The organism is Flavobacterium alvei, from assembly GCF_002920895.1.
GTDB lineage: Bacteria > Bacteroidota > Bacteroidia > Flavobacteriales > Flavobacteriaceae > Flavobacterium > Flavobacterium alvei.
Window position 1 is genome coordinate 125726 of the sequence record NZ_PQVG01000008.1, and the last position, 23667, is coordinate 149392.

General features: G+C 33.3%; 25 protein-coding genes and 1 pseudogene. 3 read left to right on the forward strand and 23 right to left on the reverse strand.

The features are described from left to right. Window positions 1–2 precede the first annotated feature (2 nt). Genes C3L50_RS14125 through C3L50_RS14135 form a run of 3 tightly spaced genes read left to right on the forward strand, consistent with a single transcriptional unit; the run spans window position 3 to window position 2244 of the window. Window positions 3–515, forward strand: a complete 513-nt coding sequence (locus C3L50_RS14125) for an HORMA-1 domain-containing protein (protein ID WP_103806828.1) — start codon at window positions 3–5, stop codon at window positions 513–515. Beyond that, a complete protein-coding gene (locus tag C3L50_RS14130) occupies window positions 515–1399 on the forward strand; it encodes an AAA family ATPase (RefSeq protein ID WP_103806829.1) in 885 nt (294 codons plus the stop codon). Before C3L50_RS14125 ends, C3L50_RS14130 begins: the two co-directional genes overlap by 1 nt. After that, entirely contained in the window at window positions 1396–2244 is an 849-nt protein-coding gene (locus C3L50_RS14135; protein WP_103806830.1) for an SMODS-associated NUDIX domain-containing protein, read from the forward strand. Before C3L50_RS14130 ends, C3L50_RS14135 begins: the two co-directional genes overlap by 4 nt. A gap of 68 nt (window positions 2245–2312) precedes the next feature. Here the strand turns inward: C3L50_RS14135 and C3L50_RS14140 are convergent, their stop codons facing one another. The 23 genes and pseudogenes from C3L50_RS14140 to C3L50_RS14245 form a co-directional block, all read right to left on the reverse strand. After that, window positions 2313–2978 carry a hypothetical protein gene (locus C3L50_RS14140; protein WP_103806831.1) on the reverse strand — a complete coding sequence of 222 codons (666 nt, stop codon included), beginning with the start codon at window positions 2976–2978 and terminating at the stop codon, window positions 2313–2315. Continuing rightward, window positions 2975–3640, reverse strand: a complete 666-nt coding sequence (locus C3L50_RS14145) for an AAA family ATPase (protein WP_103806832.1) — start codon at window positions 3638–3640, stop codon at window positions 2975–2977. Before C3L50_RS14145 ends, C3L50_RS14140 begins: the two co-directional genes overlap by 4 nt. Beyond that, window positions 3570–4415, reverse strand: coding sequence for a transcriptional regulator (locus C3L50_RS14150; RefSeq protein ID WP_103806833.1), 846 nt, complete (start codon window positions 4413–4415; stop codon window positions 3570–3572). The genes C3L50_RS14145 and C3L50_RS14150 overlap by 71 nt, the downstream gene beginning before the upstream one ends. 8 nt (window positions 4416–4423) lie before the next feature. Next, window positions 4424–4717: a helix-turn-helix domain-containing protein gene (locus C3L50_RS14155; RefSeq protein WP_103806834.1), complete on the reverse strand. Its 294-nt coding sequence runs from the start codon at window positions 4715–4717 to the stop codon at window positions 4424–4426. Window positions 4718–4880: 163 nt separating this feature from the next. After that, complete coding sequence (locus tag C3L50_RS14160; protein ID WP_103806835.1) at window positions 4881–5726, reverse strand: RteC domain-containing protein; 846 nt, start codon at window positions 5724–5726, stop codon at window positions 4881–4883. 188 nt (window positions 5727–5914) lie between these two features. Beyond that, the gene (locus C3L50_RS16525; protein WP_243400391.1) at window positions 5915–6133 is read right to left on the reverse strand and encodes a GDCCVxC domain-containing (seleno)protein; all 219 of its coding nucleotides are present in this window, start codon (window positions 6131–6133) and stop codon (window positions 5915–5917) included. A gap of 51 nt (window positions 6134–6184) precedes the next feature. Beyond that, window positions 6185–6514, reverse strand: a pseudogene (locus C3L50_RS16530) (MerC domain-containing protein); the annotation flags it as partial. Window positions 6515–6516: 2 nt separating this feature from the next. Next, window positions 6517–7761 carry a hypothetical protein gene (locus C3L50_RS14170; RefSeq protein ID WP_103806836.1) on the reverse strand — a complete coding sequence of 415 codons (1245 nt, stop codon included), beginning with the start codon at window positions 7759–7761 and terminating at the stop codon, window positions 6517–6519. A gap of 106 nt (window positions 7762–7867) precedes the next feature. Beyond that, window positions 7868–8344: a 5-fold beta-flower protein gene (locus C3L50_RS14175; RefSeq protein WP_103806837.1), complete on the reverse strand. Its 477-nt coding sequence runs from the start codon at window positions 8342–8344 to the stop codon at window positions 7868–7870. Between the two features lie 160 nt (window positions 8345–8504). Continuing rightward, on the reverse strand, window positions 8505–9722 hold the full coding sequence (locus C3L50_RS14180; RefSeq protein WP_103806888.1) for an efflux RND transporter periplasmic adaptor subunit: 1218 nt from the start codon (window positions 9720–9722) through the stop codon (window positions 8505–8507). 2 nt (window positions 9723–9724) lie between these two features. Further along, on the reverse strand, window positions 9725–10972 hold the full coding sequence (locus C3L50_RS14185) for an efflux RND transporter periplasmic adaptor subunit (RefSeq protein WP_103806838.1): 1248 nt from the start codon (window positions 10970–10972) through the stop codon (window positions 9725–9727). Between the two features lie 2 nt (window positions 10973–10974). After that, on the reverse strand, window positions 10975–12228 hold the full coding sequence (locus C3L50_RS14190) for a TolC family protein (RefSeq protein WP_103806839.1): 1254 nt from the start codon (window positions 12226–12228) through the stop codon (window positions 10975–10977). Further along, on the reverse strand, window positions 12215–14152 hold the full coding sequence (locus C3L50_RS14195) for an efflux RND transporter permease subunit (protein ID WP_103806840.1): 1938 nt from the start codon (window positions 14150–14152) through the stop codon (window positions 12215–12217). Before C3L50_RS14195 ends, C3L50_RS14190 begins: the two co-directional genes overlap by 14 nt. Before the next feature lie 11 nt (window positions 14153–14163). Further along, window positions 14164–15444: an efflux RND transporter permease subunit gene (locus tag C3L50_RS14200; RefSeq protein ID WP_103806841.1), complete on the reverse strand. Its 1281-nt coding sequence runs from the start codon at window positions 15442–15444 to the stop codon at window positions 14164–14166. Between the two features lie 15 nt (window positions 15445–15459). Continuing rightward, on the reverse strand, window positions 15460–16023 hold the full coding sequence (locus C3L50_RS14205; RefSeq protein WP_103806842.1) for a DUF3347 domain-containing protein: 564 nt from the start codon (window positions 16021–16023) through the stop codon (window positions 15460–15462). 23 nt (window positions 16024–16046) lie between these two features. Beyond that, window positions 16047–16505: a heme-binding domain-containing protein gene (locus C3L50_RS14210; RefSeq protein WP_103806843.1), complete on the reverse strand. Its 459-nt coding sequence runs from the start codon at window positions 16503–16505 to the stop codon at window positions 16047–16049. Window position 16506: 1 nt separating this feature from the next. Next, a complete protein-coding gene (locus C3L50_RS14215; RefSeq protein WP_103806844.1) occupies window positions 16507–17058 on the reverse strand; it encodes a DUF3347 domain-containing protein in 552 nt (183 codons plus the stop codon). Window positions 17059–17119: 61 nt separating this feature from the next. Next, the gene (locus C3L50_RS14220) at window positions 17120–18613 is read right to left on the reverse strand and encodes a multicopper oxidase family protein (protein ID WP_103806845.1); all 1494 of its coding nucleotides are present in this window, start codon (window positions 18611–18613) and stop codon (window positions 17120–17122) included. Window positions 18614–18679: 66 nt separating this feature from the next. Beyond that, on the reverse strand, window positions 18680–19042 hold the full coding sequence (locus tag C3L50_RS14225) for a heavy metal-binding domain-containing protein (protein WP_133158895.1): 363 nt from the start codon (window positions 19040–19042) through the stop codon (window positions 18680–18682). Window positions 19043–19094: 52 nt separating this feature from the next. After that, the gene (locus C3L50_RS14230) at window positions 19095–19712 is read right to left on the reverse strand and encodes a heavy metal-binding domain-containing protein (protein ID WP_103806847.1); all 618 of its coding nucleotides are present in this window, start codon (window positions 19710–19712) and stop codon (window positions 19095–19097) included. A 225-nt stretch (window positions 19713–19937) separates the two neighbouring features. Then, window positions 19938–20303, reverse strand: coding sequence for a hypothetical protein (locus C3L50_RS14235; RefSeq protein ID WP_103806848.1), 366 nt, complete (start codon window positions 20301–20303; stop codon window positions 19938–19940). A gap of 84 nt (window positions 20304–20387) precedes the next feature. Continuing rightward, on the reverse strand, window positions 20388–22412 hold the full coding sequence (locus tag C3L50_RS14240; RefSeq protein ID WP_103806849.1) for a heavy metal translocating P-type ATPase: 2025 nt from the start codon (window positions 22410–22412) through the stop codon (window positions 20388–20390). An 18-nt stretch (window positions 22413–22430) separates the two neighbouring features. Next, entirely contained in the window at window positions 22431–23666 is a 1236-nt protein-coding gene (locus C3L50_RS14245; protein ID WP_103806889.1) for an efflux RND transporter periplasmic adaptor subunit, read from the reverse strand. Window position 23667: the final 1 nt, after the last annotated feature.

The window sequence follows — 23667 nt, forward strand, 5'->3', positions numbered from 1 at the left end:
ATATGTACAATACAATTACAAACACAACCACTTATACAGTCATTGATATAAGAAAAACATTTGAAGGATGTGAAACAGATATTAGAACAATTGCTCGGAGAACTGGTAAATGGGAAGTAAGTTATACTGATAATGTTTTTAACGATATTATGATTTATGCAGAAAATGAATATTTAAAATCGGTAGATATTGTTTTACTAAATGAGAATAATACTGTTTTAAGAGCATCAAAATTTGTTGTAAATGCAAATGGAACTGCAATTTCCAGTGAAAGAGCAGGGAATAATAATGATTGGAGTAATTTGCCTGACACACATCTATCTGTGATATTGTCTTTTTCTAAAAAGTGGAATGATCTTACGGCAACTGATAAAAGTAATTTCCAAAAGAATAATAATTTTAAATTGTCTTGGAGTACTACTGATATAGACAATTCTTTTCCTCATTTGAGTAATTCTCAAGGGCAATTATATGGAAGTAAGGGCTACGAATTACAAAAAACAACATATAAATAATGGCTACAATTTTTGATAATACAATCGACTTACCAAATTCGGAAATACAGGAGAGAACGAAATACCTAATAGGATTTGATACAAAATTTAATAGGATATACTCCAATTTAAAATTATTATTAGACCAAGATAGTTTGATAGAATGGAGTGAAAAATTCCACCACGTTGAATTACCAATTATTGGTCAATTAAAGGATAAATACCCTTTAATAATTTTGGCAGGTGATGCTGGAACTGGAAAAACAGTTTCGGCTGAATCAATTGCTGATAGAATGACAAGAGAGTTGAAAAAGGAAGGTTTTTTTCTAAAATTAAGTACAAGAGTAAGAGGAGAAGGATTACACGGACAGATGGGTAATTTGGTTAATGATGCTTTTGCAGAATTAAAAGTTCAGGCAGGTAAAAAACGTATTGCTTTTTTATTAATAGATGAAGCTGATGCAATTGCAACAACGCGTTCTACATCTCAAATGCATCAGGAAGAAAAAGCTGCTGTAAACACATTAATTCAGAAAATAGATGAAATTAGAGAATTGAATGGAAGAGCTGTTGTTTTTATGTCAACCAATAGACTACATTTTATTGACGAAGCAATTATTAGAAGAGCTGCAATTATTTTAGAATTTGAAAGACCAACTACAGAAGAAAGAAAAGAACTTTTTTCTAAAAGTCTTATAGGTTTGGATTTTACTGAAGAGCAATTAAATCAATTAGCAGATATCACTAGTCCAGAAAAGAACGAAAATTTAGGTTATTCTTTTTCAGATATAAGATTAAAAATTTTACCAGAGGCAATCGCAAATGCTTATCCGGACAAAGCATTAAGCTTTGAAATTATTCTGGAAACAATTTCAAATGTCAAACCAAGCCCTAAAATAATATGACAACAAGACTTTCAAACATAGTAGTTCTAATAATTTTTGGCGGATTTATACTTTTTAGAACCCTTTTTCCAGCTAATGAAAATGATCAATTATCCAATACACTTTTTAATCTTTCGATTGAACTTGTAGGAGGTATTATTTTGTATGGATTACTTCAATTATTGCAAAATATAAAACAATTAAAATTTTATTATCAAACCCAATTTCTTTACTGCAAAAAAGACATTCGTTTATCGTTAGCCTATTTGTATAGAATTAAAATTGACAACAAATATTTATTAGTAAAAAGCAATCATAGGGATTATTTTCAACCAGTTGGAGGTGCTTATAAAACGTTACCTGGTTCAGAAAAAATATTTGAGAAACTAGATGTGAAATCCGATAGATTAATTGAGACCGAAAAAGGAATAGCAAAAGGAGATTTAAGAATATTTGTAAAAGGTATTAATGTAATAGAATTTTTAGAATGGTACAATTCAAAAGAAGATAGAGAAATTTCTCCTTGGAGAGAATTCTGTGAGGAATTAATTTCTACTGATATATTACATTGGAAAGATTTTAAATTTATTGACTATAAATTCAAAGGAACTATTAAAACTCCTATTATCAATTTAGACAGTGGAGATAAGGGTATATTTATTTTTGATGTTTATGATTTCATTCCTAATAACGATCAAATCAAAATTTTAAGAGATTTATTGAGTTTAGGTGATACTGAAAAATATATTTGGGTTGATGAATATCTTATTAATCGTTTAGGACACGACGAAAGGACTAAAAAATATGTTTATAAAATTGGGAAACACACTAAATGGGCATTAAATCTTAAATGGGATAATGGATAAATAGATAGATTGTGTCTTATTTGAATTTAATTGTTTTTTATCTAAACTATTAAATATCTTACCCTAGTTTATATACGATTAACTTTTGGCCAAAAACATATGTTTTGTTGAAAGTTAATTTTATTTTTAATATAGGCTCCTAAATTGTAAAGCTCCATAAGCTTTAATTTGTTATAATCACAAGGTATTTGTGCAATATCAATCAAGCTAATATCATTTGCAAATGATTTTTCTCCTAGCAAGTGTTCCAAGTGAGAATAAACAGTTTCTCTCAATCTTGGGCTGTCTTTGTAAACTATGTGATTTTTGATGTAAACTTTAATCCCTAATTCTAAAGGTTTGTTTTCAATTTTTAAAGCTTCAAAATACATTTCGCTTATTTTTAAAGAAATTCCATAGTTTTCTATTGGTTTGTCTGTGCCTTGCTGGTATTTAGAAAGATTTGTTTCTGGCTGAAGGAATGCCGTTATTTTCCAACGTTGTACAACTGGAGCATAATACACTAGTAGTTCTACTTCTTTGAAAAGATAGGGATTTCCATTTGCTGTAATGATTAGTTCTGCTCCTTTGTTTTTGTTTTTTATGATTAGATCTAAATCTTTGTTGTAGTGGTGTAGAATCGCAATTAATTTATCAAAATGAATTTTGAGTTCGTCGTTTGAGATTTCGTTTAATAATAGAAAAACAAAGTTATTTTGTTTGAAGTAATTCCAGAAGTTAGTTATTTGGTTCATCGTTTGTCTTTTATGTTTTTGTCATAGGCAATTAGATTAAACATTTCTCGCATTCTACTTCTAACCCGATTCCCATAAACATTCTCAATTTCACTTGCAGAAAGGTTTGTAGTTATATGCGTTTGGATTTTTTTACTTGTAAAAATATCATACCGGCTTAATAGAATTTCTGCCATTACGTTACATTCGTTTCCGTAATATTTTAGATTGTTTTCAGTTCCTAAATCATCGAAGCATATTGTTTTGGGTTCGGATTGATAGAGTTTGCCTTTACTGTATTTGTGGATGATTTCGTAGCCATCCTGGATAAATTCAAAGCTTATATCTCGACACGGTTTTACGAAAAACTTATGTTCGGTTGGCGTTAAGTGTTTCATTAAATTCATTAGTGATGTTTTGCCACAGCCGATTGGTCCAGAAAGTAAAATTCCTTTGTTGAGATTAATGTTGTATTGAAAGCAAGTTGCTTCATCTTTTAGAAAATAAGCAATAAGTTTGTAAATTACGGGATGATCGTTTTCAAGGATTTTGAAATGATTGCCGTATAATTCAATGCCTTTTTTCTCGAGCCAAACAATTATTTCAATGTAGCTATAATGGCTCTGAATAGTCTTTGTCTGTTCCTGTGTTGAGGTGTTTTGCTCTGTTGGATTGTGGTTCATTTGAAATGAATTTAGGTGCGTTTAATATCCAATTTTGTGCTGATGCTTGCCAATCGACCATCGGAGTTTTGCCGCCGACTAACCAACCATTACTGGAGAAGTAATTGAAAAACTTGATAGCTTCAATTTCCGGAAAGTGTTGTTCGAGAAAATAAGCTTTGACGTTTTCAATTGTTGGCACATTCTCTTTTTCTTTTTTGGCGGAACTTTTTTCTTTTTCATCTGTACCAACATTTTTTAAAAATCCATCGTCATTTTCAATTTTTTTTGCTTGCTCGTCCAAGTTTACAATCTTTAAATCGTTTAAAATGTTTGGTATGTTTGTATTGTTTATATAAGATACTAGAGCTTGTTCAGTACCTGTTTCATTACTTGTACCACTACCAGTATAAAGCTTGTTCACTACTTGTTCATTGACTTGTTCAAAAACAGGTTCATTTTTTGGTATTGTTATTTTTTCGCCTTTTGGAATTGGTTTTAAATCATCCGAAAAATTGAATAGATACACGTGGCTTCCTTTAAATGGATTGTAGGATGGCTCATAGTTGATATAACCAAGAGAATGCAAGTTTCTCAAACACTTATGATAGGTTGCTTTGGAACTGATTTTGCTTATTCGCATTACCTCATCACGCGATATACTGATTGGGTTTTTGAACCGATTACAATTCCAGAATTGGAATAGTGCCACATACAGACTGACGTGAGTTGGATTGAGTGTTTTGTCAATTGCCACTTTCTCAAAAAATCCTGTTAGATGTTTTATATAATTCATCTTGGGGGTTATTTGCGATTGAATAAATTGGGGGCGGCTTCGACTTTGTTAGTTTCTAAAACTTTATCTAAATCGTTACTAGCATAATATAGAATACCGCCTATTTTAGTATAAGTGATTGTTCCGTTTACTCGTAGATTTTGTAAAGTACCTGGGGAAATGTTTAACAGCTTTCTGACTTCGGAAGATTTAAGCCATTGTTTTTGCTGTTGTGGTTTTGAATTAAATATTGCGTTTAAATCAGAAAGAAGAAGTGTACGGAATTCGTTCAAATCTTCGCGAGTAATAACTTCGATTGCCATAACGTGAGGTTTTAAATTGTTATGGAACAAATTTGTGGGTTTTGATTGGTTTTAAATCACAAGTCAATCACAAGTTGTGAAAGATTTTACTTAAAACCCAACGAAATTACCATCTTGCACTCATTCGATAGAAAGTTGTCAAGATAATGATGCATTATTTTAATTATTCTTCATCAGCTTCATCCATTCGCTTAAGGAGTGTTTCTTTGAGCGTATCTAAAAATTTTGTTCTCCCAGATTTTCTAGCTCGAATTTCAAGGAATACTCTATTAAATTGACCTAAATCTATATTGAAAGTGTATTCAAAAAAGCTAACAAATTCTTTTAAATCAGATACTCCATTATTGAGTGTAGCTTGTGAATGTAAAGCGTACAAAAGTTCTATTAATGCGACTTTAGAGGCTGTCCATTTTTGTGTCGACTTGTGATTGACTTGTGATTTTTCTTTAATTCCTTTGTTGTTAATTTCTAGTAGTTTGCTTTCGATATACACTTGAACCAGATCGTGAGCCAATATTTTCGCCACTTTAAAGTCGTGGGAAGTAGCAAAATTATGATCAGCTTCGAAAATGAAACTATCAATTGTTAGTTTTATATCAAAATTGCCTCGAACAAAGTATTTATAATCTAAATAATTATTTCCCGTTCTGTAATATCCATAGAAGTCTAGATTATTATCAAAATATCTTTTTAGTTTGTCCAATTCGTTATTGAGGTATTTTTTCATTACACGTTCGCCACCATAAGGTTTTTTGGTTTCGATTTTGTAAATTATATTGTAAAAGATGAACTTTGAAGTAAACTTAGGTTTTACATTTTTGAAAAAATCTATTTCCTGTTCTTGGTTTTTGATGTTTTCTTTAAGAAATAATGTTTTAAGTTTTTGAACTGATTTGATCGTAATTTCGATTGCTTTTTCACATCGTTTGATAGTGTCATCAATTTCTAAATCTATGAAGTTGAGTTGTTCGTTTAGGTCTAAAAGTAGCTGGTTTATTTTTGAGTTCAATTTTTGGATTTAAATTAATTGATAGGGGACTTTACTAAATGGTTAATTTTATTAACGTTTTTTAAATTGATTTTGCGATTTTTTCCATAATAGAATGATCTGTTTCAAATTTGCAAATCGCATCATATTGAGGTTTTAATTCTGAAAACAGAAAGTATTTAATATATATTCAGTTTATTAAGGTGATATTAACAACAACTTTCACCAGTCTGTATTGATGGACATTTTACAGTACCATAACTACAATAAACACAACAATCACCTTGTTTGGGTTTTAATATGACCTTACAATTTTCGCATTCATAAAAGAATTGACAAGCATCGGTAGGCATTATTTCGTCTTTTTTATGTTCGCAATTTGGGCAAGTTAAAGTTGATTTTAGTTCTACTGACTTACCATTGTAGATTGCACAAGTGTTACAAGTACCATACAATTTATTTCTGTAATAATTTACTCCAGTTGCAATCAATACCCCAAACATACCTATGTAAATAAAATAAGGGTTGCTGTTAAAATAGTATTCGTAATAAATTAATAGAACTGATGGTACCGCTATTAATAAAGGATAAACACTACGATGTTTGCAATAAGAAATGATTAAGCCAGCAATTGAGACTAAGATCATTGCCTGAAATATCCACATTGTCCATCCATCAAACAATTCGAAACTACCCAATCCCAAAGCAGAAGCTACGAATGCAAAAAGGGGAAAACAACAAGGGGAGAATAATGCTGTGAAGAAAAGTCCAAGTGTACCTAATTTATCCATATTATTATTTAATTTCATCTTTAAATTGATTTTGCGATTTTTTCCATAATAGAATGGTCTGTTCCAAATTTGCAAATCGCATCACAATTGGCTCTTAATTCTGAAAACAGAATGTATTTGATATTCATTTTTGAGTTTTTTATAACTGGTCGGTTGAGTTGTTGGATAACGTCTTTCTCTCGACTGTCTGGAATGATTATATAAAAAACTTCTTCGCCGTTAGAAATACTAAAATATAAATCAGATAATCGTAGTATTCCTGAATAAATACTGGTGCTTTTTTCGACTTCAAATGCTCCGATGATTTTGTTAGTTCCTTTTTGAAACCATAACACATCGATCAGTTTTATGGTGTTTTGTGTGTCTTTATCAGTTGGAAGTTCTGGAAATTTATTTATTGATATAAATGAGAAACTTTGTCCGCCAAACGATTTGCTTTTGTCATTAGTTGCTGGTGTAACATCAAAACCCAATGAAGCTCCAATTTTAAGTAAATGGTATTGCATTTCATTATGAAGATTTTCTGCTAATTTCTCTTCCTGGATTTCTTTTTGTCGTTTTAAGATGTTTTTTTCAAACTTATTGCGTTCTTCTTCGCTTAAATATTCATCGTTACCAATAAGCATTTTTTGTGTTCCTATTTCAAAGCATAATCCTGCAATAGCTCCTAAATCATTTGATAATTCGGATTTATGTTTACTGTTAGTTTCTATTAAAGTTTCCCTGATTTTTAAATATTCTGTCCAACTTCCAAGTTTCTTTTTATCCTTGAATAGAAAATTAAACCCATTAAGTATTGCCGTATTGAATGGCGGAAACCAAGTTGGATGCAAGAAATATAAAATACTGGCCACGGCTGGGCCAAGACCTTTTATTTTGAGTTCGTCCAGTTTTACAATTTCTTTTACTACTTGTTCCTCTGTTTTGGCATTAATACAGTTTTCGAGAAATTGACCAAAAGCAATTTTATTGTTTTGGTTTTCGTAAATATCTGGAATTCTTAATTTTGGTTTCCAATAAAAAGGATGCGCTACGCCTACAAATATTTGTTTTTGTTCTGCGATACAACTCAATACAAATTCTAAACTGCTTCCTTTAAAATCGTTTGGAAAAGTTTTGTTTTTGATATCGTCTATCACTTGCAAAACGCCACGACGAATAGTCCGAAATGCTTTTAATCGTTGGTCATTATCAAGAAACCAAGTAGTATAAACACTTTCGGCATCGGTTTTGTATTGTTGGATTATTTGAGTAAGGTTGTTCATTTTTTATACAGCTATAACTTATTTCTTATTCGCTTACAATTAACAGATAGTCGTTTTATATTATAAAATAAATGGTTCGTCCTAAAACGAACCATTTATTAAAAAATTAATTTTTAGATTTTTCCTCATTCATCTTTTTCTCCAACAATAAGCAATGGGCGGCACACGCGTGGAGTTTGTAATTTTTATGTACGCTACCGACATTATGACCTTTTGCATCCAGTATTTCGCATTTTTCTTCTTGTGTTTTTCCAATATTAACCACGTTTTCACCTTTAATGTTGTAGTACGAACCATTCTTTTTAGCCATACCCATCTTTTTTCCATTAGAATCAATAACATTCCCATTTCCATCAATAAAATAGATGGTCTTACCTTGGTTGTCTTTCACGATATTGTCTTTGGTAATAAATCCTAATTTGTTCCAACCGTGATCGTGAATTTCACCCTTTTTATTGATATAAATTTTTTCAGAAGGGGTGGAGTCAGGTTTAGTTTGTGCATTGGCACTTAACGAGATTACCATTAAAAACATTGTTAGTAATGAAACTGTTTTTGTCGAAATTAATCTTTGAATTTTCATAATAAATTGTATTTAATTATTCTTCAGTTCCGCTGTTGCTCGGTCTTCAGTATCGCTGTTGCTCGATTTTAAATTATAAAATTTTTATTTTCTCAATATTAAAGGATTTACAATCAAAGAAACCAGATACGCTAAGTATTTCGTTTGCTAGTTTTAGGTATCACATCTTCATTCCCTCCATTGGATTACTGCCTTTTCTAAAAATGTACTCGCTATTTATACCATAAGCACCAGTAATCACGACTTTTTTCGTACTGTCTATTTCAGATTTGATTTCTATCATTCCATTGGTTTCTATTCCTGTTTCGACCATTAGGTTTTCAAATACTCCAGGTCTTTTTTCTACCCAAATATAGGAAGCGTTTTCTTCCCTGATAACTGCATCAACAGGGATATACAATCCTTTCAGATTAGATTGTGTTAATTTTGCCATTGCTTGCATCCCGGGTTTTAATTGCAAATTTGGATTTGGTATTTCCAATCGAATTAAAAGCAGCCGAGTATCAGGATTTATTTCGGGATTGATAAAAGAGACTTGTGCATTTATGGTTTTCTCAGGAAAATCGGTAAATGTGATTTGGGCTTTTTGTCCTATTTTTAGATTTTTAGCATAGTTTACGTTTACCTGTGTTTCTAACCAAAGACTGTTTAAATCTGCCAATTTGATAATGGGAGAACCTTCCATTGCATAACTGCCTTCTGTGGTGCTTATTTCAGATAGTGTTCCACTAGCGGTGCTATAAAAAAGGGTATAAGGAGATACCTCCTTATTGGTTTTTAGGCTTTCAATTTGGGCATTGGATAGACCAAAGAACAACAGTTTTTGTTTTGCTGCATTGAGCATATTTCGGGCATTCTTTCCAAAATCGCCAGGCATTGCCAGTTGTTTGTATGCCGTGAAATAATCCTGTTTGGCAATGGCAATATCTTCACTATACAATTGATATACGGCTTGGTTTTTAGCCACATAATCTCCAACGGTTTTGAAGTACAACTTTTCAATTCGCCCCATTGCTCTTACAGAAATGGTTTTAATTTTCTCTTGATTAATGGTCAAGACTCCCGTATAATTTTGCTCTAAACTGCTTTGAGTTTCTGAAATAGTTTGGGTAGTGATATTTCCCAGTTGTATTTGCTGTTTACTCAAACTTATTTCATTAGCCTCTGTGTCATCTTGTTTTATAGGGGTTAACTCCATATGACAAATGGGGCATTTTCCCGGTTTATCTTCCTTAACTTGTGGATCCATAGAACAAGTGTAAAATGTTGTTGCTGCACTCTTATTGTGTTTGCTATGGTCTTCTTTGTTTTTAGAATTACAAGCTATCATTACCACAAATAGTATTGATAGTAAACCTATTGTTTTTATTGTCTTCATCATTATTCGGTTTTAATAAAGCTTTCGCTGTCAATTAAATATTGTGCGTTTTTGGCAATGGTGTCTTTTACTGAAATACCCTCCATAATTTGAACAAAATTATCCATTTCAATTCCTGTTTTTATGGAGGAAGCCTTAAAGCCATTCTTTATTTTTAAGAAAACTATTTTCTTGTTTCCAATGCTTACCATTGACTCTTTTTGTATCCAAATTCCATTTACTGGATTTGTTTTCACAACTCCTTGCAATCGTAAACCAATTGGTAATTTCAATTTGTTGTTGTTTAAATAAACTCGAATTCTATTGGTTTTGTCAGCTGTATTTAATTGTGTTTCGATAAAATTTATTTTTGCATCCATAAATTCATCTTTGTCTAGTTCGGTAGTAATTTTGATAGATTGATTGGCTTTGACAAGACTATTGTATCCTTGGATAACATTGAATATTCCCCAGACTTTATCCGTATTTAAAAGTTTAAAAATGACTTCTCCCTTTTTTATATAATCTCCTTCCTTGACATTCAAAACTTCAGTGTTGCTACTTGAACTTTGCATAACAACATTAGTTGTGTTATCCATCGTTTCTGTTCCTTCAATAATCCCGGAAGCGGGACTGTAAATTGAAATTTCAGGATTTACTTTTTTGGAAGTGGTCAAAGTATTTATTTGATTCTGGGTCATTCCATAAAGCAACAATTTTTGTTTGGATGCATTAATAATCGAAGGATTTTCAACATCATTAGTAATCATATAAATGAAGTTTTGTTGTTCTGTCAGTAATTCCGGGCTGTATAAATCAAATAGCTTTTGTCCTTTATTAACTTTTTGGTATTTATAATTGACATACATTCGTTCGATTCTTCCGCTCATTCGAGCTGCAATGTTTACATATGAATTGGGATCATACCCCACAATTCCCGGTAGATTTATTTCACTGCTTAAGGTGGAGTCTATTGCCGTTGTCGTTTGATAATTACCTACTATAAAATTGTCGGTAGGTTTTATAAGATTGTCGATTGAATTGTCGTCAACGGAATTGTTTTCTGTTACTTTTTTTACTAAAGTCATACTGCAAATGGGACAATTTCCGGGTTTATCTCTAATGATTTCCGGGTGCATCGAACAAGTGTAAACCTCGTTTTGATGTTCCATTTCTGAATGATTGTCTGATTTTTTGGCAAAGAAATAGATTGCAATTCCGATAATGGCAATTGCAGTAAAAGCCAAACCATATTTTATATACTTGTTCATAATTATTTGGTTTCTAATTGTTTTTCAATTTCTACTTGTGCTGCCAAAATATTTTGTAATTTATCTAACGCATCAATTTGAGCCATATTTAATGCTTCCCAAGCATCGAGAGTGGGAAATAAATCACCCGTGTTATTTTGCCAAGCCAAAATTGCAGTTTCATAATTTTTTTTCAAGGCAGGAATGATGCTTTTTTGGGCAACTTCGTATTGTTTTTTTAAAGCGTTCAATTCGGTGGTCATACCCGAAATCATTCCTGTGGCTTCATTCAAAATCATTTGTTTTTGATAGTTCAGACTTTCATTTTTAATTTGAAAACTATTGATATTGGCTTTATTCATTTTGGATGACCAAGGCATAGGAATGGTAATCATACCCATTAAGGAGAACTGTTGAGGTTGTGTTCCAAAAGCAAACATATGATCGTATTTTATACCGAACTCGGGCAATAATTTTGTTTTTTCAGCTGCAATTTTGAGCTGATTTATTTCCATCGTTTTTTCAATAGCTTTCACATCGCTTCTGTTTTTGGAAAGGGAAGTTGTATCTGATACTGCAGAATTGAAATCTTTTATTTCGTATATTTCATCAATTTCAAATGCGGTGTTTTTATCTCTAGCCATCAAGGTATTTAGCATAATCCGTTTTTGGGAAATGTTATTTTGCAACATTAGAATCATACTTTCTAATGCGCTGTATTGTGATTTTGCTTTGTAATAGGTTGGCAATTTGTCCATATTATACTGATAGCGTATCTCCATACTTTTAATCATATACTCTAAAAGTGACAAATTATCATTGGCTATTTTTATTTTTTTATTTAAAACCAACCATTGATAATAATTTGTTTTTGCCAATGCTTTCAATTGATTAATTGTATAGTTTTTGTTTTCTTTTTCAACAGAAGACATTGCATTCATAAGATTAGAATCCGCTTTTAACTTGGAAGCATTCGGTATCATTTGCGTAACTCCCAACATATAATTTCCCATACCAGGGTTCATTTCATCTGCTTTCCACATTTTGGTATTGTAGGGTGTCATAAAAAAACCGGTTTCCACCTGAGGAGGCATCCAGCTTTTAGCTCCTTTTGCCGCTGCATCCATACTTTGAATATCGGCATCATACATTTTTAGTTGAGGATTATTTGTCTTGATTGTACTCAAGATATTATCCAAAGAAAGTGTTTGGGCTGCCAGATTAGTGGCGCTTAAAATCAAACAACTTATGGCTATATAAAATTTATTCTTTAACATCTATAATATCTATTTTACCTTTTGTTTTCAATTCACGAAGCTTTACAATCTCGAAAACAATTGGTGTTACTAATAATACATAAATCGTGGAAGTAATAGTACCTCCAATTAGTGGGACAGTAATGGGAAGCATTATATCGGATCCTGTTCCTGTTGCCCAAAGAATAGGGATTAATCCAAATAAGGAAACCGAAACAGTCATCAATTTTGGTCTTAACCTTTTGGCAGAACCATCAATAATATATTGTTTCAATATTTCTTCAGTTATGGTTTCCTTACTATTTCCGTACTTTTCTACCATTTTATTCATTGCTTCATTCAAATAAATGGTCATTAACATTGCCGTTTCGATTGCCATTCCAAATAATGCAATAAATCCAACGGCAACAGCAACGGATAAATTAATTCCATAAAAATAAACCATAAATATTCCTCCAATTAGAGCAAAGGGTACTGTAATCATCGTGATTAAAGCTTCTTTCATTGAATGGTAAGTAAAATATAAAACAAGAAATATTATGACCACAACAATAGGCAGTATTAAGCTTAATGTTTTATTGGCTCGAATTTGATTTTCCCATTGTCCGCTCCATTCCACATAATATCCTTTTGGCATTTTAGTCATCATTGCATTAAGTTTCTTCTGCGCCTCTTTTACAGTGCTTCCTAAATCACGTTCCCGAACGTTGAACAACACAGTGCCACGAAGCATTGCATTTTCGCTATTTATCATTGGAGGGCCATCACTTATTTTTACATTAGCTACAGTTTCTAATGGTATTGGACCAAAATCCATTGTTTGTACTTGTAGTTTCTTTAAGGCCTCAAGGCTATTTCTGTATTCTTGTGCATATCGTGCATTTACAGAAAAACGCTGTCTACCCTCGATAGTCGTGGTTAGTTTCATACCTCCAATTGATGCTTCGACCACGTTATTTATATCATCTATGGTTAGTCCGTATCTGCCAATAACATCTCTTTTTGCTTCAATATCAATATATTTCCCTCCTGTTATTGGTTCAGCATACAAATCTTTAACTCCAGAAGTTCCTTCCAATGATTTTTTAATTTTTTGAGCCAAAACATTTATAGTATCTAAACTTGCTCCGTAGATTTTTATTCCCACATCGGTTCTGATTCCTGTCGAAAGCATATTGATACGGTTTATGATAGGCTGCGTAAAACCATTGGTCACACCAGGAATTTGCAGTTTGTTATTTATTTCCGTGACAATATCATTCTTGGTTTTGTCTTCTCGCCATTCTGCTTGAGGTTTTAACAAAATAATTGTTTCAACCATACTTATTGGACTGTTATCAGTTGCCGTATTTGCCCTGCCTGCTTTACCCAACACGTGAGCCACTTCGGGAATTGATTTTATCAATTTGTCCTGAACTTGAAGAATTCTTTTTACTTCGGAGTTGGATACATCAGGCAAAGTAACTGGCATAAACAATACAGATCCTTCATCTAAAGGAGGCATAAATTCTGAGCCAAGCCTTGTAAACATTAATACACCAAGCAGTAATGCAATGATGTTGATACCCAAAACCGTTTTTCTCCATTTTAAACAAAAAATTAAAATTGGGGTATAAATGCTTTCCAGTTTTTTGTTAATTGGGTTCTTGTTTTCTGGACGAAGTTTTCCTTTGAGTAAAAAACTAATTAGCACTGGTGTAAGTGTAATGGCTAAAAAAGCATCAACTATCAGTATAAACGATTTCGTCCAAGCTAATGGTCCGAATAATTTGCCTTCCATTCCCGTGAGAAGAAATACAGGCAAAAAGGATGTAATTACAATTATTGTTGAATAGAAAACTCCCGGGCCAACTAATTTTGAAGAGCTTTCTATAAGCTTCAACTTATCTTCAGGAGATAACGGATCGTTTTCTTTTTTGAATATATTTTTAATTTTATTTTTCATCTTATTTCCAATTACTGGTTATTATCCATTTCTTCCTGTTTCTCCGAAATTGTCCGGTAAGCATTCTCCACCATTACAATACCATCATCAACGACAACGCCAATTGCCAGAGCAATACCCGTTAATGACATAATATTGGAAGAAATACCAAAAGCTTCCAACAGTATAAATCCGACAGCAACAGAAATGGGTAATTGTATCAGAATAATAAGCGCACTGCGCCAATGAAAAAGGAACAATAAAACAATGATAGAAACGGCAATCATTTCCTCGATTAAGGTGCCTTTGACTGATTCTATTGCTTTTTCAATTAATTCACTTCTGTCATAAGATGTTTTAAAAGTAACTCCTTCAGGTAATCCTTTTTCGACTTCTTTCATTTTCTCTTTTACTGCCGTGATTACTTTATCAGCATTTTCGCCATAACGCATTACCACAATTCCGCCAACAACTTCACCTGTTCCATTTTCGTCAAAAATTCCTAAACGTAAATCACCACCCATTTGTATTGAACCAATATCTTTAACTTTTACCGGAACGGAATTATAGTTTTTAATGGCAATATCTTCTACATCTTTTATGTTTTTGATATAGCCCAAACCCCTAACTATATAAGACATATTGCTCATTTCAAATTTCCGTCCACCAACGTCATTATTACTAGTTTTGACGGCATTCATTACTTCCATCATACTCACATTGTAGTATTGCATTTTCAAGGGATCTAACACTAATTGATATTGTTTTTCAAATCCACCAAAGGAAGCCACCTCGGCAACTCCCGGAACGGTTTGCAAGGCAAATTTCACGTACCAATCTTGCAAGGCTCTTTGTTCACCCAAGTCCATACCATTCGCATTTAAATGATACCAAAAAACGTGACCAACACCTGTACCGTCTGGACCCAAGGTTGGAACTACATTTTGTGGTAATAATCGTTGCGCGTAATTTAATCTTTCTAAAACCCGAGTTCTTGCCCAATAAATATCGACATCATCTTCAAAAATGATGTAAACAAAACTCATCCCAAACATAGATGCTCCACGAATATTTTTAACTTTTGGAATTCCTTGCAAATTTGAAACTAGGGGATAAGTTACCTGCGCTTCTATAACCTGTGGACTTCTTCCCATCCACTCCGTAAAAACAATCACTTGATTTTCGGATAAATCAGGAATGGCGTCAATGGGGTTTTGTTGAACGCTGTAAACGCCCCAAGCAAATAAGCAAGCTGAAACCAGCAAGACAATTGCTCGATTTCGTAGTGAGAATGTTATTAATTTTTCTACCATTATTTTTAATTTTGTTTAGTTAATTTGCTTTTTAACACTACCACATTTTAGCATTTTACTTCCATAATAAGGATTTTTCACTTCTTTGGTTGTGCTTAACCACGCACTTCCTTTGTCATACATTGGGCAAAACTGCTCATATAATGTGTTTGCAGTTCCGGTAATGGTAATCAAAGCAGTCACATCCTTGCTCAACGTTTTGAAATGTTCTCTTTGATGATTTATTGGGCTTTTTACAATGTGTTCTGCTTGCTCGGTTGCATCTGCAATAATTTCAATAAGTTCCATTTGTTGCATATCTTCATAAGTTTTTCTATTAAATGCCTTTAGGGATGCTATCAACTTTGACCCTGCTTGGGCAGCCTCTTTGGCATCATCATTCACCAAAGCATCTTTTAAATTGAAGTATTCCCATAAAATAGCCTCTGCTTTCGCATCGCTTTTCATAATCATTTTGCTATGATTCATTTCCTTGTTGTCCTCCATTTTCATTGTGCTGTGGTTGTGTCCACCTTGTGCGTTCACATAGGTTACTGTTAACAATAGTATTGCTGCGATATTCATTTTTAATTTCTTCATTTTTATTTATTTTTAAATATTAATTATAAACTGTCTTCTATTTTATTTATCCAATCCAATACTTCTTTTTTTTGAGTGGCTGAAAGGGTTGCATTTTTATGGATCAAAGTATATGATGCCAAAGGCATTTCGTTTGATTGGATTTGTTTTGCAATTCTATCTAATTTGTTATTTTGCTTACGGCTACTATAATTCCCCCATTCATTAAAATTCAAATTTTCTTTTCCGGCTGCAATATGACTTTCCATAAGAAACCGAGCGGGTTGAATGTAAGAATACCAAGGATAATTGGTATTGTTACTGTGGCAATCATAACAAGAAGTTCGCAAAATGATTTCAACCTTTTTCGGAACATTATATACTTTTGTAAAATCAGCAGTTATATCCTGCTCAAAACCAATGTTTCGAGCAGGTTGATACAACTGCATCAACAAAAAAATAATTAACCCAATAAAAAGTATTTTTTTGATGCTAATTTTCATTCTAGAATTCTTTTTTTACAGAACCGCAAGTAGCCATATCTTTTCCAAAATAAGGGTTTGTAATTTCTTTGGTTTCGCTTATCCAAACGGCACCTTTGTTGTCATCTGCCATTGGACAAAAATCCAGATAAAGTTTTTGATTGGTTCCAAATAATTGAATTAAATCTTCCATATCCTTACTTAAAGTTACAAAGTGTTCTCTTTGGTGTTCTATCTTTCCTCCATTATCTCCAATATGCTCTGCGTGTTCTTTTACATCATCTGCTATACTCATATAAGTTTCCATCTGGTCGGCAGCAACTTTTTCCATACCAGTTTTTGCCATCGTCTCTGACAATGCTTTTCCGGCATCAGCCGCAGCATCAGAATCATCATTTGCCAATGAGTTTTTAATTGCCAAATAATTCTTTACAATTTTATCAATTGAGAAGGCGGATTGATTGACTGCTTCTGTTGAGGTTTCTACCTTCATTGTTTCTTCTTGTTTGTTTTTTTGGTTACAAGAAACTAATACGAATGCCATCGCAATGGCTGAAAGAATTATATTTTTCATTTTGTTTATTTTTAAATTGTTATTGATAAAGTATTTTTAAATGTGTAATAAGGGTAATGTTTTATGATACTTGAAATTGTCCCATCATACCAGTTTCCTCGTGTTCTAAATTATGGCAGTGAAAAACGAATTTTCCTGTATAACCATTAAATGGCACTATTGTTTTTACTTTTTCGCCCGGCATACACAAAGCCATATCTTTCCATCCTTTTTCTAAAGCTGTAAGTGTACCTCTTCCGCCTGTTCGATTTAGTATTTGAAATTGTACACCGTGCAAGTGCATTGGATGTGGTTCTGCACCGTTTGTGTTATCAAAAGTCCAGATTTCGACTGCTCCATTGTTAACTAATTCATCAATTCTATTTGCATCATAGCTTTTATTATTGATTGTGTGCATCATCATTCCTGACATTGAACCACTATCCACATTAGAGATTTCAAAACTTCTAGTTTTAGTAGCCATACTTTCGGTTAATTGAGAAATGGAAGAAAGAGTAGTTGGAATGCTAAAATTGTCAACCACTTGTGTAGCGACTTTGAATTTCATTATCTTAAATTCCTGTGTTCCTTGTGCATTTCCACCAACAAAAGTTTTACTGATTAAAAATAATTCTGAATTCAGCCCCATTGAACTAAAATCAATTATTAAATCAGCACGTTCTCCAGGAGCAATAATCAGACTGTTTACAGTTTGTGGTTTTGCCAGTAAGCCTCCATCGTTACCAATAACCGTAAATGAAGCTCCATTTGATAGCGCTAAATTGTAAATTCTTGCATTGGAACCGTTTAGTATTCTCACTCTATATTTTGCAGTTTCAACATTGTGAATTGGAGCATATACACCGTTTACAAGTATGTATTGTCCCATTAAGCCCGTCATTTGATCCATCATTGTAGGTGCATAAGGAATTCTTCCTGCTGAAATTCTTTTATCTTGAATTACCAATGGTAGTTCTCTGATGCCTGATGGTAAATTCAATGCTGCCTCTTCACTGTCATTGACGATAATTAAGCCTGCCAAACCTTGAAAAACTTGTTTGCCTGTTGTTCCTTCAGCGTGTGGATGATACCAATACAATCCAGCTCTTTGATTCACCGTAAAATTATAATTGAATGAACCTCCAGCATTGATAAAATTTTCAGGATGCCCATCCATATTAGCAGGTATTTTTAGGCCGTGCCAATGAATGTTTGTTTTTTCATTTAATTGGTTTACAAAGTTTACGTTCATAGATTGACCACTATTTAGTTTCATAGTTGGGCCAAGTAAACTACCTAAACTATAACCTAACCCTTTGATGCTTCCAAATCCATTACTATTAGCTGTTACATTTTGCGCTGTAAGAGTTGTTGTACTACCAACAATTGGAGGAATTGCGAATAGGGCTGAAAAGCCGCCTTCTGTTACTGGAACAGGTTGCCCCATATTCATATTTCCTCCCATATCCATATTCATATTGCTATTTGAACAAGAGGAAAGAAACGGGATACTGCTACTTACTAATAAGGCAGTAGTTGATAATCCTGATAATTTTATAAAATTTCTACGTTTCATTTGGGTTTATTTAGTGTTTTTTTTCCAGTGAGACAAGTAGTCCCACTGGTTTATTAATTCAGGAAATTAATGTTTATGTTTTTTTTCCTTTTTTTGCTCATTCATTTTTTTCATATCCATTCCACATTTAGGACATTTTCCTGGTTTATCAGAAGTTGCTCCATCCATTGTGCAAACATATTTTGTAACGACTTTTCTACTTGTTTGACTTCCTTTTACTGCTGGGTTATGTTTTCGAACTATGGTTTTTACCAATTTCATTTCGCATTTGCTACATTTACCTTCAATAGGACTCATTTCTTCAGGATGCATCGGGCAGGCGTACATTGTTTTTTGAACTTCTTTTTTAGAAGTATCTTTTTTTACTTGAGCCAAAACAGTTGTGTTGGCTACAAAAAATAAACTCAAGACAATAATTAGATTTTTCATTTTATTAAATTGTTTAGTGTTACTATTTCCAACATTTTTCGTTGTTAGGTTTTTACTTTTCATCAGATTTTTTTTCGGTCATTTCCATTCCACATTTAGGGCATTCTCCTTTTATGTCGGCAGTTGTTCCGTCCATTGGGCAAACATATTTTGTCACAACTTTAGTTTTAGGTTGACTGCCTTTTTGAGGATGGTTATCTACAATTTCGGTGATTTTTACCATTCCTGTTCCACATTTAGAACATTTCCCTTCAGTTTCAGAAGTTGAACCATCCGCAGGGCAAACGTATTTTGTCACCGTTTTAGTCATCGGTTGGCTTCCTTTTGTAGCGTATGTAGGTACCTTTTCGGTGGTTTTTACCATCATTATTGCACATTTAGAACATTCACCTGGTTTATCAGAAGTTGAACCATCCATTGGACAAACATATTTGGTTACCGTTTTAGTCATCGGTTGACTACCTTTTGTGGCGTAAGTAGGTACTTTTTCGGTAATTTTTGTCAATACCATTCCACATTCAGGACATTTACCTGAGCTTGGATTCATCTTGTCTGGGTGGGTAGGGCAAACGTAAATTGTTTCAGGGCTTTCTTGTTTTGTAGCTTTTTGAGCTGATACTGATGTAATTGCTGTTAAGAATACGCTTAATACGATAATTAAATTTTTCATTTTATTTGATTTTATGAAACAAGGTAATGCCTTCATCGAAATTTTCGATTTAGTGAATTACAGTTTCGTTAATAAGTTTAGATAATTTTAAATTGAACACGCTAAAGCATAAGTAAACAATAGCAAAAAGCCATAATTTAATAGTTGATTAGGTGATAAAAAATAGATAATTTAAAAGCAAGAATTGCTTTCAATTTGACACACCTTTGGCTGTCAAAATTTAATTTAGCTTATTTTTGGTATAAGCCAAAGAGAGGAAAAACCAGAAGAAAGATTGGCTTCTGAATTGAAATAATTTGATTTTTTTTCTGAAAAAGCAAAATTGCTGTTGTTGAATTGTATTTCGAAAAAGGGAACACTAAATTGAGTTGAAGTAGTTACACAATTTGAATGACCACATTTTCCATTGCAGCCTTCTCCTTTTTTATTTTTTGAATGATTGTCATTTTTGCAACAATCCATCTTTTCTGTATTTGCAGAAGTTTCTTTGTTGCAAGAACTTTTTTCTGAATGGCTTCCACACGCAAAAGCATTACCTGGAATCAGTAAGAAACTAAATAATACAATTGTTAAAATGTGAATCTTTTTCATTTATGAAATTAAAAGTAATCAAAAGTAATCAAATTAAATTATTTTTTGATTAAACTATTGTTAATTTTTTCAACAATAATAAAGCTAAAACTTCATTCGTTGTATTCTGGCGGCATTTAATATCGCCAACAATGCTACCCCAACATCGGCAAAAACGGCTTCCCACATTGTGGCTAATCCTCCTGCGCCAAGAACCAAAACAATTGCTTTTACAGCAAATGCCAAACCAATGTTTTGATAAACAATTTGTTTGGTCTTTTTACCGATGTTTATGGCTGTGTATATTTTATAAGGCTGGTCGTTTTGAATTACTATATCGGCAGTTTCAATAGTGGCATCGCTTCCTAAACCTCCCATTGCAATACCGGCATCGGCAAGGGCAACTACTGGGGCATCATTTACACCATCACCCACAAAGGCAATTTTTAGGTTTTGTAATTTTAGTTCCTCGACTTTTTGGACTTTGTTTTCGGGTAACAATTCGCCAAAGGCTTGATCGATATTTAATTCTTTTGCAACAGCATTAACAACCGCTTGTTTATCGCCTGAAAGCATTACTGTTTTAACGTTTATTTTATGTAAACTCTGAATTGCTTGTTTTGCATCTTCTTTGATTTCATCAGCAATTAGAAAATATCCTGCATACTTTTGATTGACAGCAATAACGATAATCGTGAAAGGTGTATTGTCGATTTGAACATCATAACTGATATTGAATTTCTTCATCAATTTTAGATTTCCTGCCAAGATTTCGTTTCCGTCCACTTTACCTTTTAATCCGTGTCCTGCAATTTCTTCTACATCGGTAACAGTTGCCTTTTTCTCTGTTCCTTTTGCATATTCTATAATAGCGGTTCCAACGGGATGAGTTGATTTGGTTTCTAATGCAGCCGTGAATTTTACTAAATCAGCTTCGGAAATATTCACCGCTACGACTTTTTGAACTTTGAAAACTCCTTTGGTCAGTGTTCCTGTTTTATCCATAACTACCACTTGAATGGCTGCCATAATATCTAGAAAATTGGATCCTTTAACCAGAATTCCGTTTTTGCTTGCAGCACCTATTCCTCCAAAATAACCCAATGGAATAGAGATTACCAATGCACAAGGACAGGAAATAACCAAAAAGATTAAGGCTCTGTACAACCAATCGCTGAAGACATAATTATCGACAAAAAGCATTGGCAACACGCAAATTGCAATGGCTAAAAACACTACCGCCGGCGTGTATATTTTGGCAAATTTTCTGATAAATAATTCGGTTGGTGCTTTTTTGGCTGTAGCCTCTTGTACCATTTGGAGTATTTTGGACAATTTACTATCGGTATATGCGGTTGTAACCTGTACTAGTGCAATTGTGTTTAAGTTTATCATTCCGGCGAGCACTGTTTCGTCTTTTACTTTGGTGTCGGGTTTGCTTTCGCCTGTTAGTGCCGCCGTATTGAAAGAAGCTGTTTCTGACACTAATTTGCCATCCAGACCCAACTTTTCTCCTGCTTTGAGTTGGATGATATCACCAATTTTTGCATTTTCGGCTTTGATATTTTTGGCCTCATTATTTACCAAAATGGTTACTGTATCCGGTCTTTGATCGAGTAAGGATTTGATATTTGCTTTTGCTCTTTTGACTGCCAATGTCTGAAACAATTCGCCAATGGCATAAAACAACATTACTGCCACACCTTCGGGATATTGTCCGATTGCAAATGCTCCGATGGTAGCAATGCACATTAACAGGAATTCTGAAAATATTTCGCCTTTGCGGATACTTTCAAGAGCTTCTTTCATTACGGGGAAGCCCACTGGTAAATAAGCAATAGCATACCATATTATTCTTACCCAACTGGTGAACCAATCTTGTGGAAAATAGTTGTCAAAACCAATGGCAATAAGTAATAATGTAAAACTTATGATTGCCGGGACGAACATTCTAAGGGTACTTTCATTTTGTTGGGAATGGTCGTGGTCGTGTCCGTCATCATCGGAATATTCCGATTTAGAGTCAATCGCACAACAACCAATATCAATATTGGTTTCCTTATTTACTTTTTCTTCGAGTGTGCAACAAAGCTGTTTGCCGTTTGCATCGTATTTATGTTTGTGTGTCATTTTTATAGTAATTGCAGTTTATTCTTCTCCTTTGTTGGTCAATTTTGCATTTACAAAGAAAGCTCCTTTGGTTACAATTTTTGCATTTGTTGGTATATCTTTAACTAAAGTGATTGCGGTATAACCCATATTAGCAACGCCAACCGCCACTTCTATTTTTTCAAAATTGGTTGTCACTTCTTTGGTTTTTGGTTCTTCAGTTTTGTTTTCTTCTTCTTTTGGTTCGTCTTCCGCTTTTTTATCAGTTAGCACGAAAATATATTCTTTTCCATCTGCACTTACTATGGCATCGGTTGGTACTGCATCAGTAGTAACATTGTTTAAACTTACTATTGCAGTAATATTCATTCCGTCGATTAGTCCAGATTTATTACCCTGAACGGTGGCGTGAACTGGAATACTTTTACTGTCATTCTCAAAGGCAGCACCTATTGAATACACTTTAGCATTGTAATCTTGCCCTGAATTATTGGTAATTCTAAAATGTATAATTTGTCCCACTTTCAGCATTGGCAAATCTTTTTCGAAAATATTCAAATCCAAATGCAATTGTGAGTTGTCTACAATTTCGGCAACAGGCGAAGACACATCCACATAACTTCCAATTTTAGAAAATACATTGCTAATAGTGCCCGTTATTGGACTTGTAACCGACAAAGCAGAACGCAAATTGTTATTATTGAGGCTATTTGGATTGATACCCATTAACTGGATTTGTTGTTGCAAAGAGGCTCTACGGGTTCTAATTGATTTTAATTCAGCATCGGCATTTTGGTAGTTTTTTAATGCCCCTGCGTTTCCTGCACTGAGTTCTTTTTGTCTTGCTAATTCTTGTTCGGCAAAGATTACTTTACTGGAAGTACTCAAATATTCCTCCTGTAATTGAATGAATTGCGGATTAACGATTGTAGCAATTACTTGTCCTTTTTTTACAAAATCGCCTAACTGTACATTAATGGTTTTTATAACACCACCGTACATCGAAGTTGCATTGGCTTTGTTGTTATTAGGCACTCGCAATGCCCCGTTGGCTCTGAGTGTTGCCGTTAATTGCTTTTGTTCGATGGTTCCGAATTGTATGTCCACCGTTTTTATTTGCTCGGTTGTAAGTGAAGCGATTGTAGGTGCAGCTTCTTCTGTTGTTGCTTTTTGTTCCTCTTCTTGTGGTTTAGTTTCCGTTTTACCACAAGAAACAAGCAAGAAACAAGAGGTAAGCAGCAAAAGGGAGTACTTATATATTTTTAAAGATTTCATT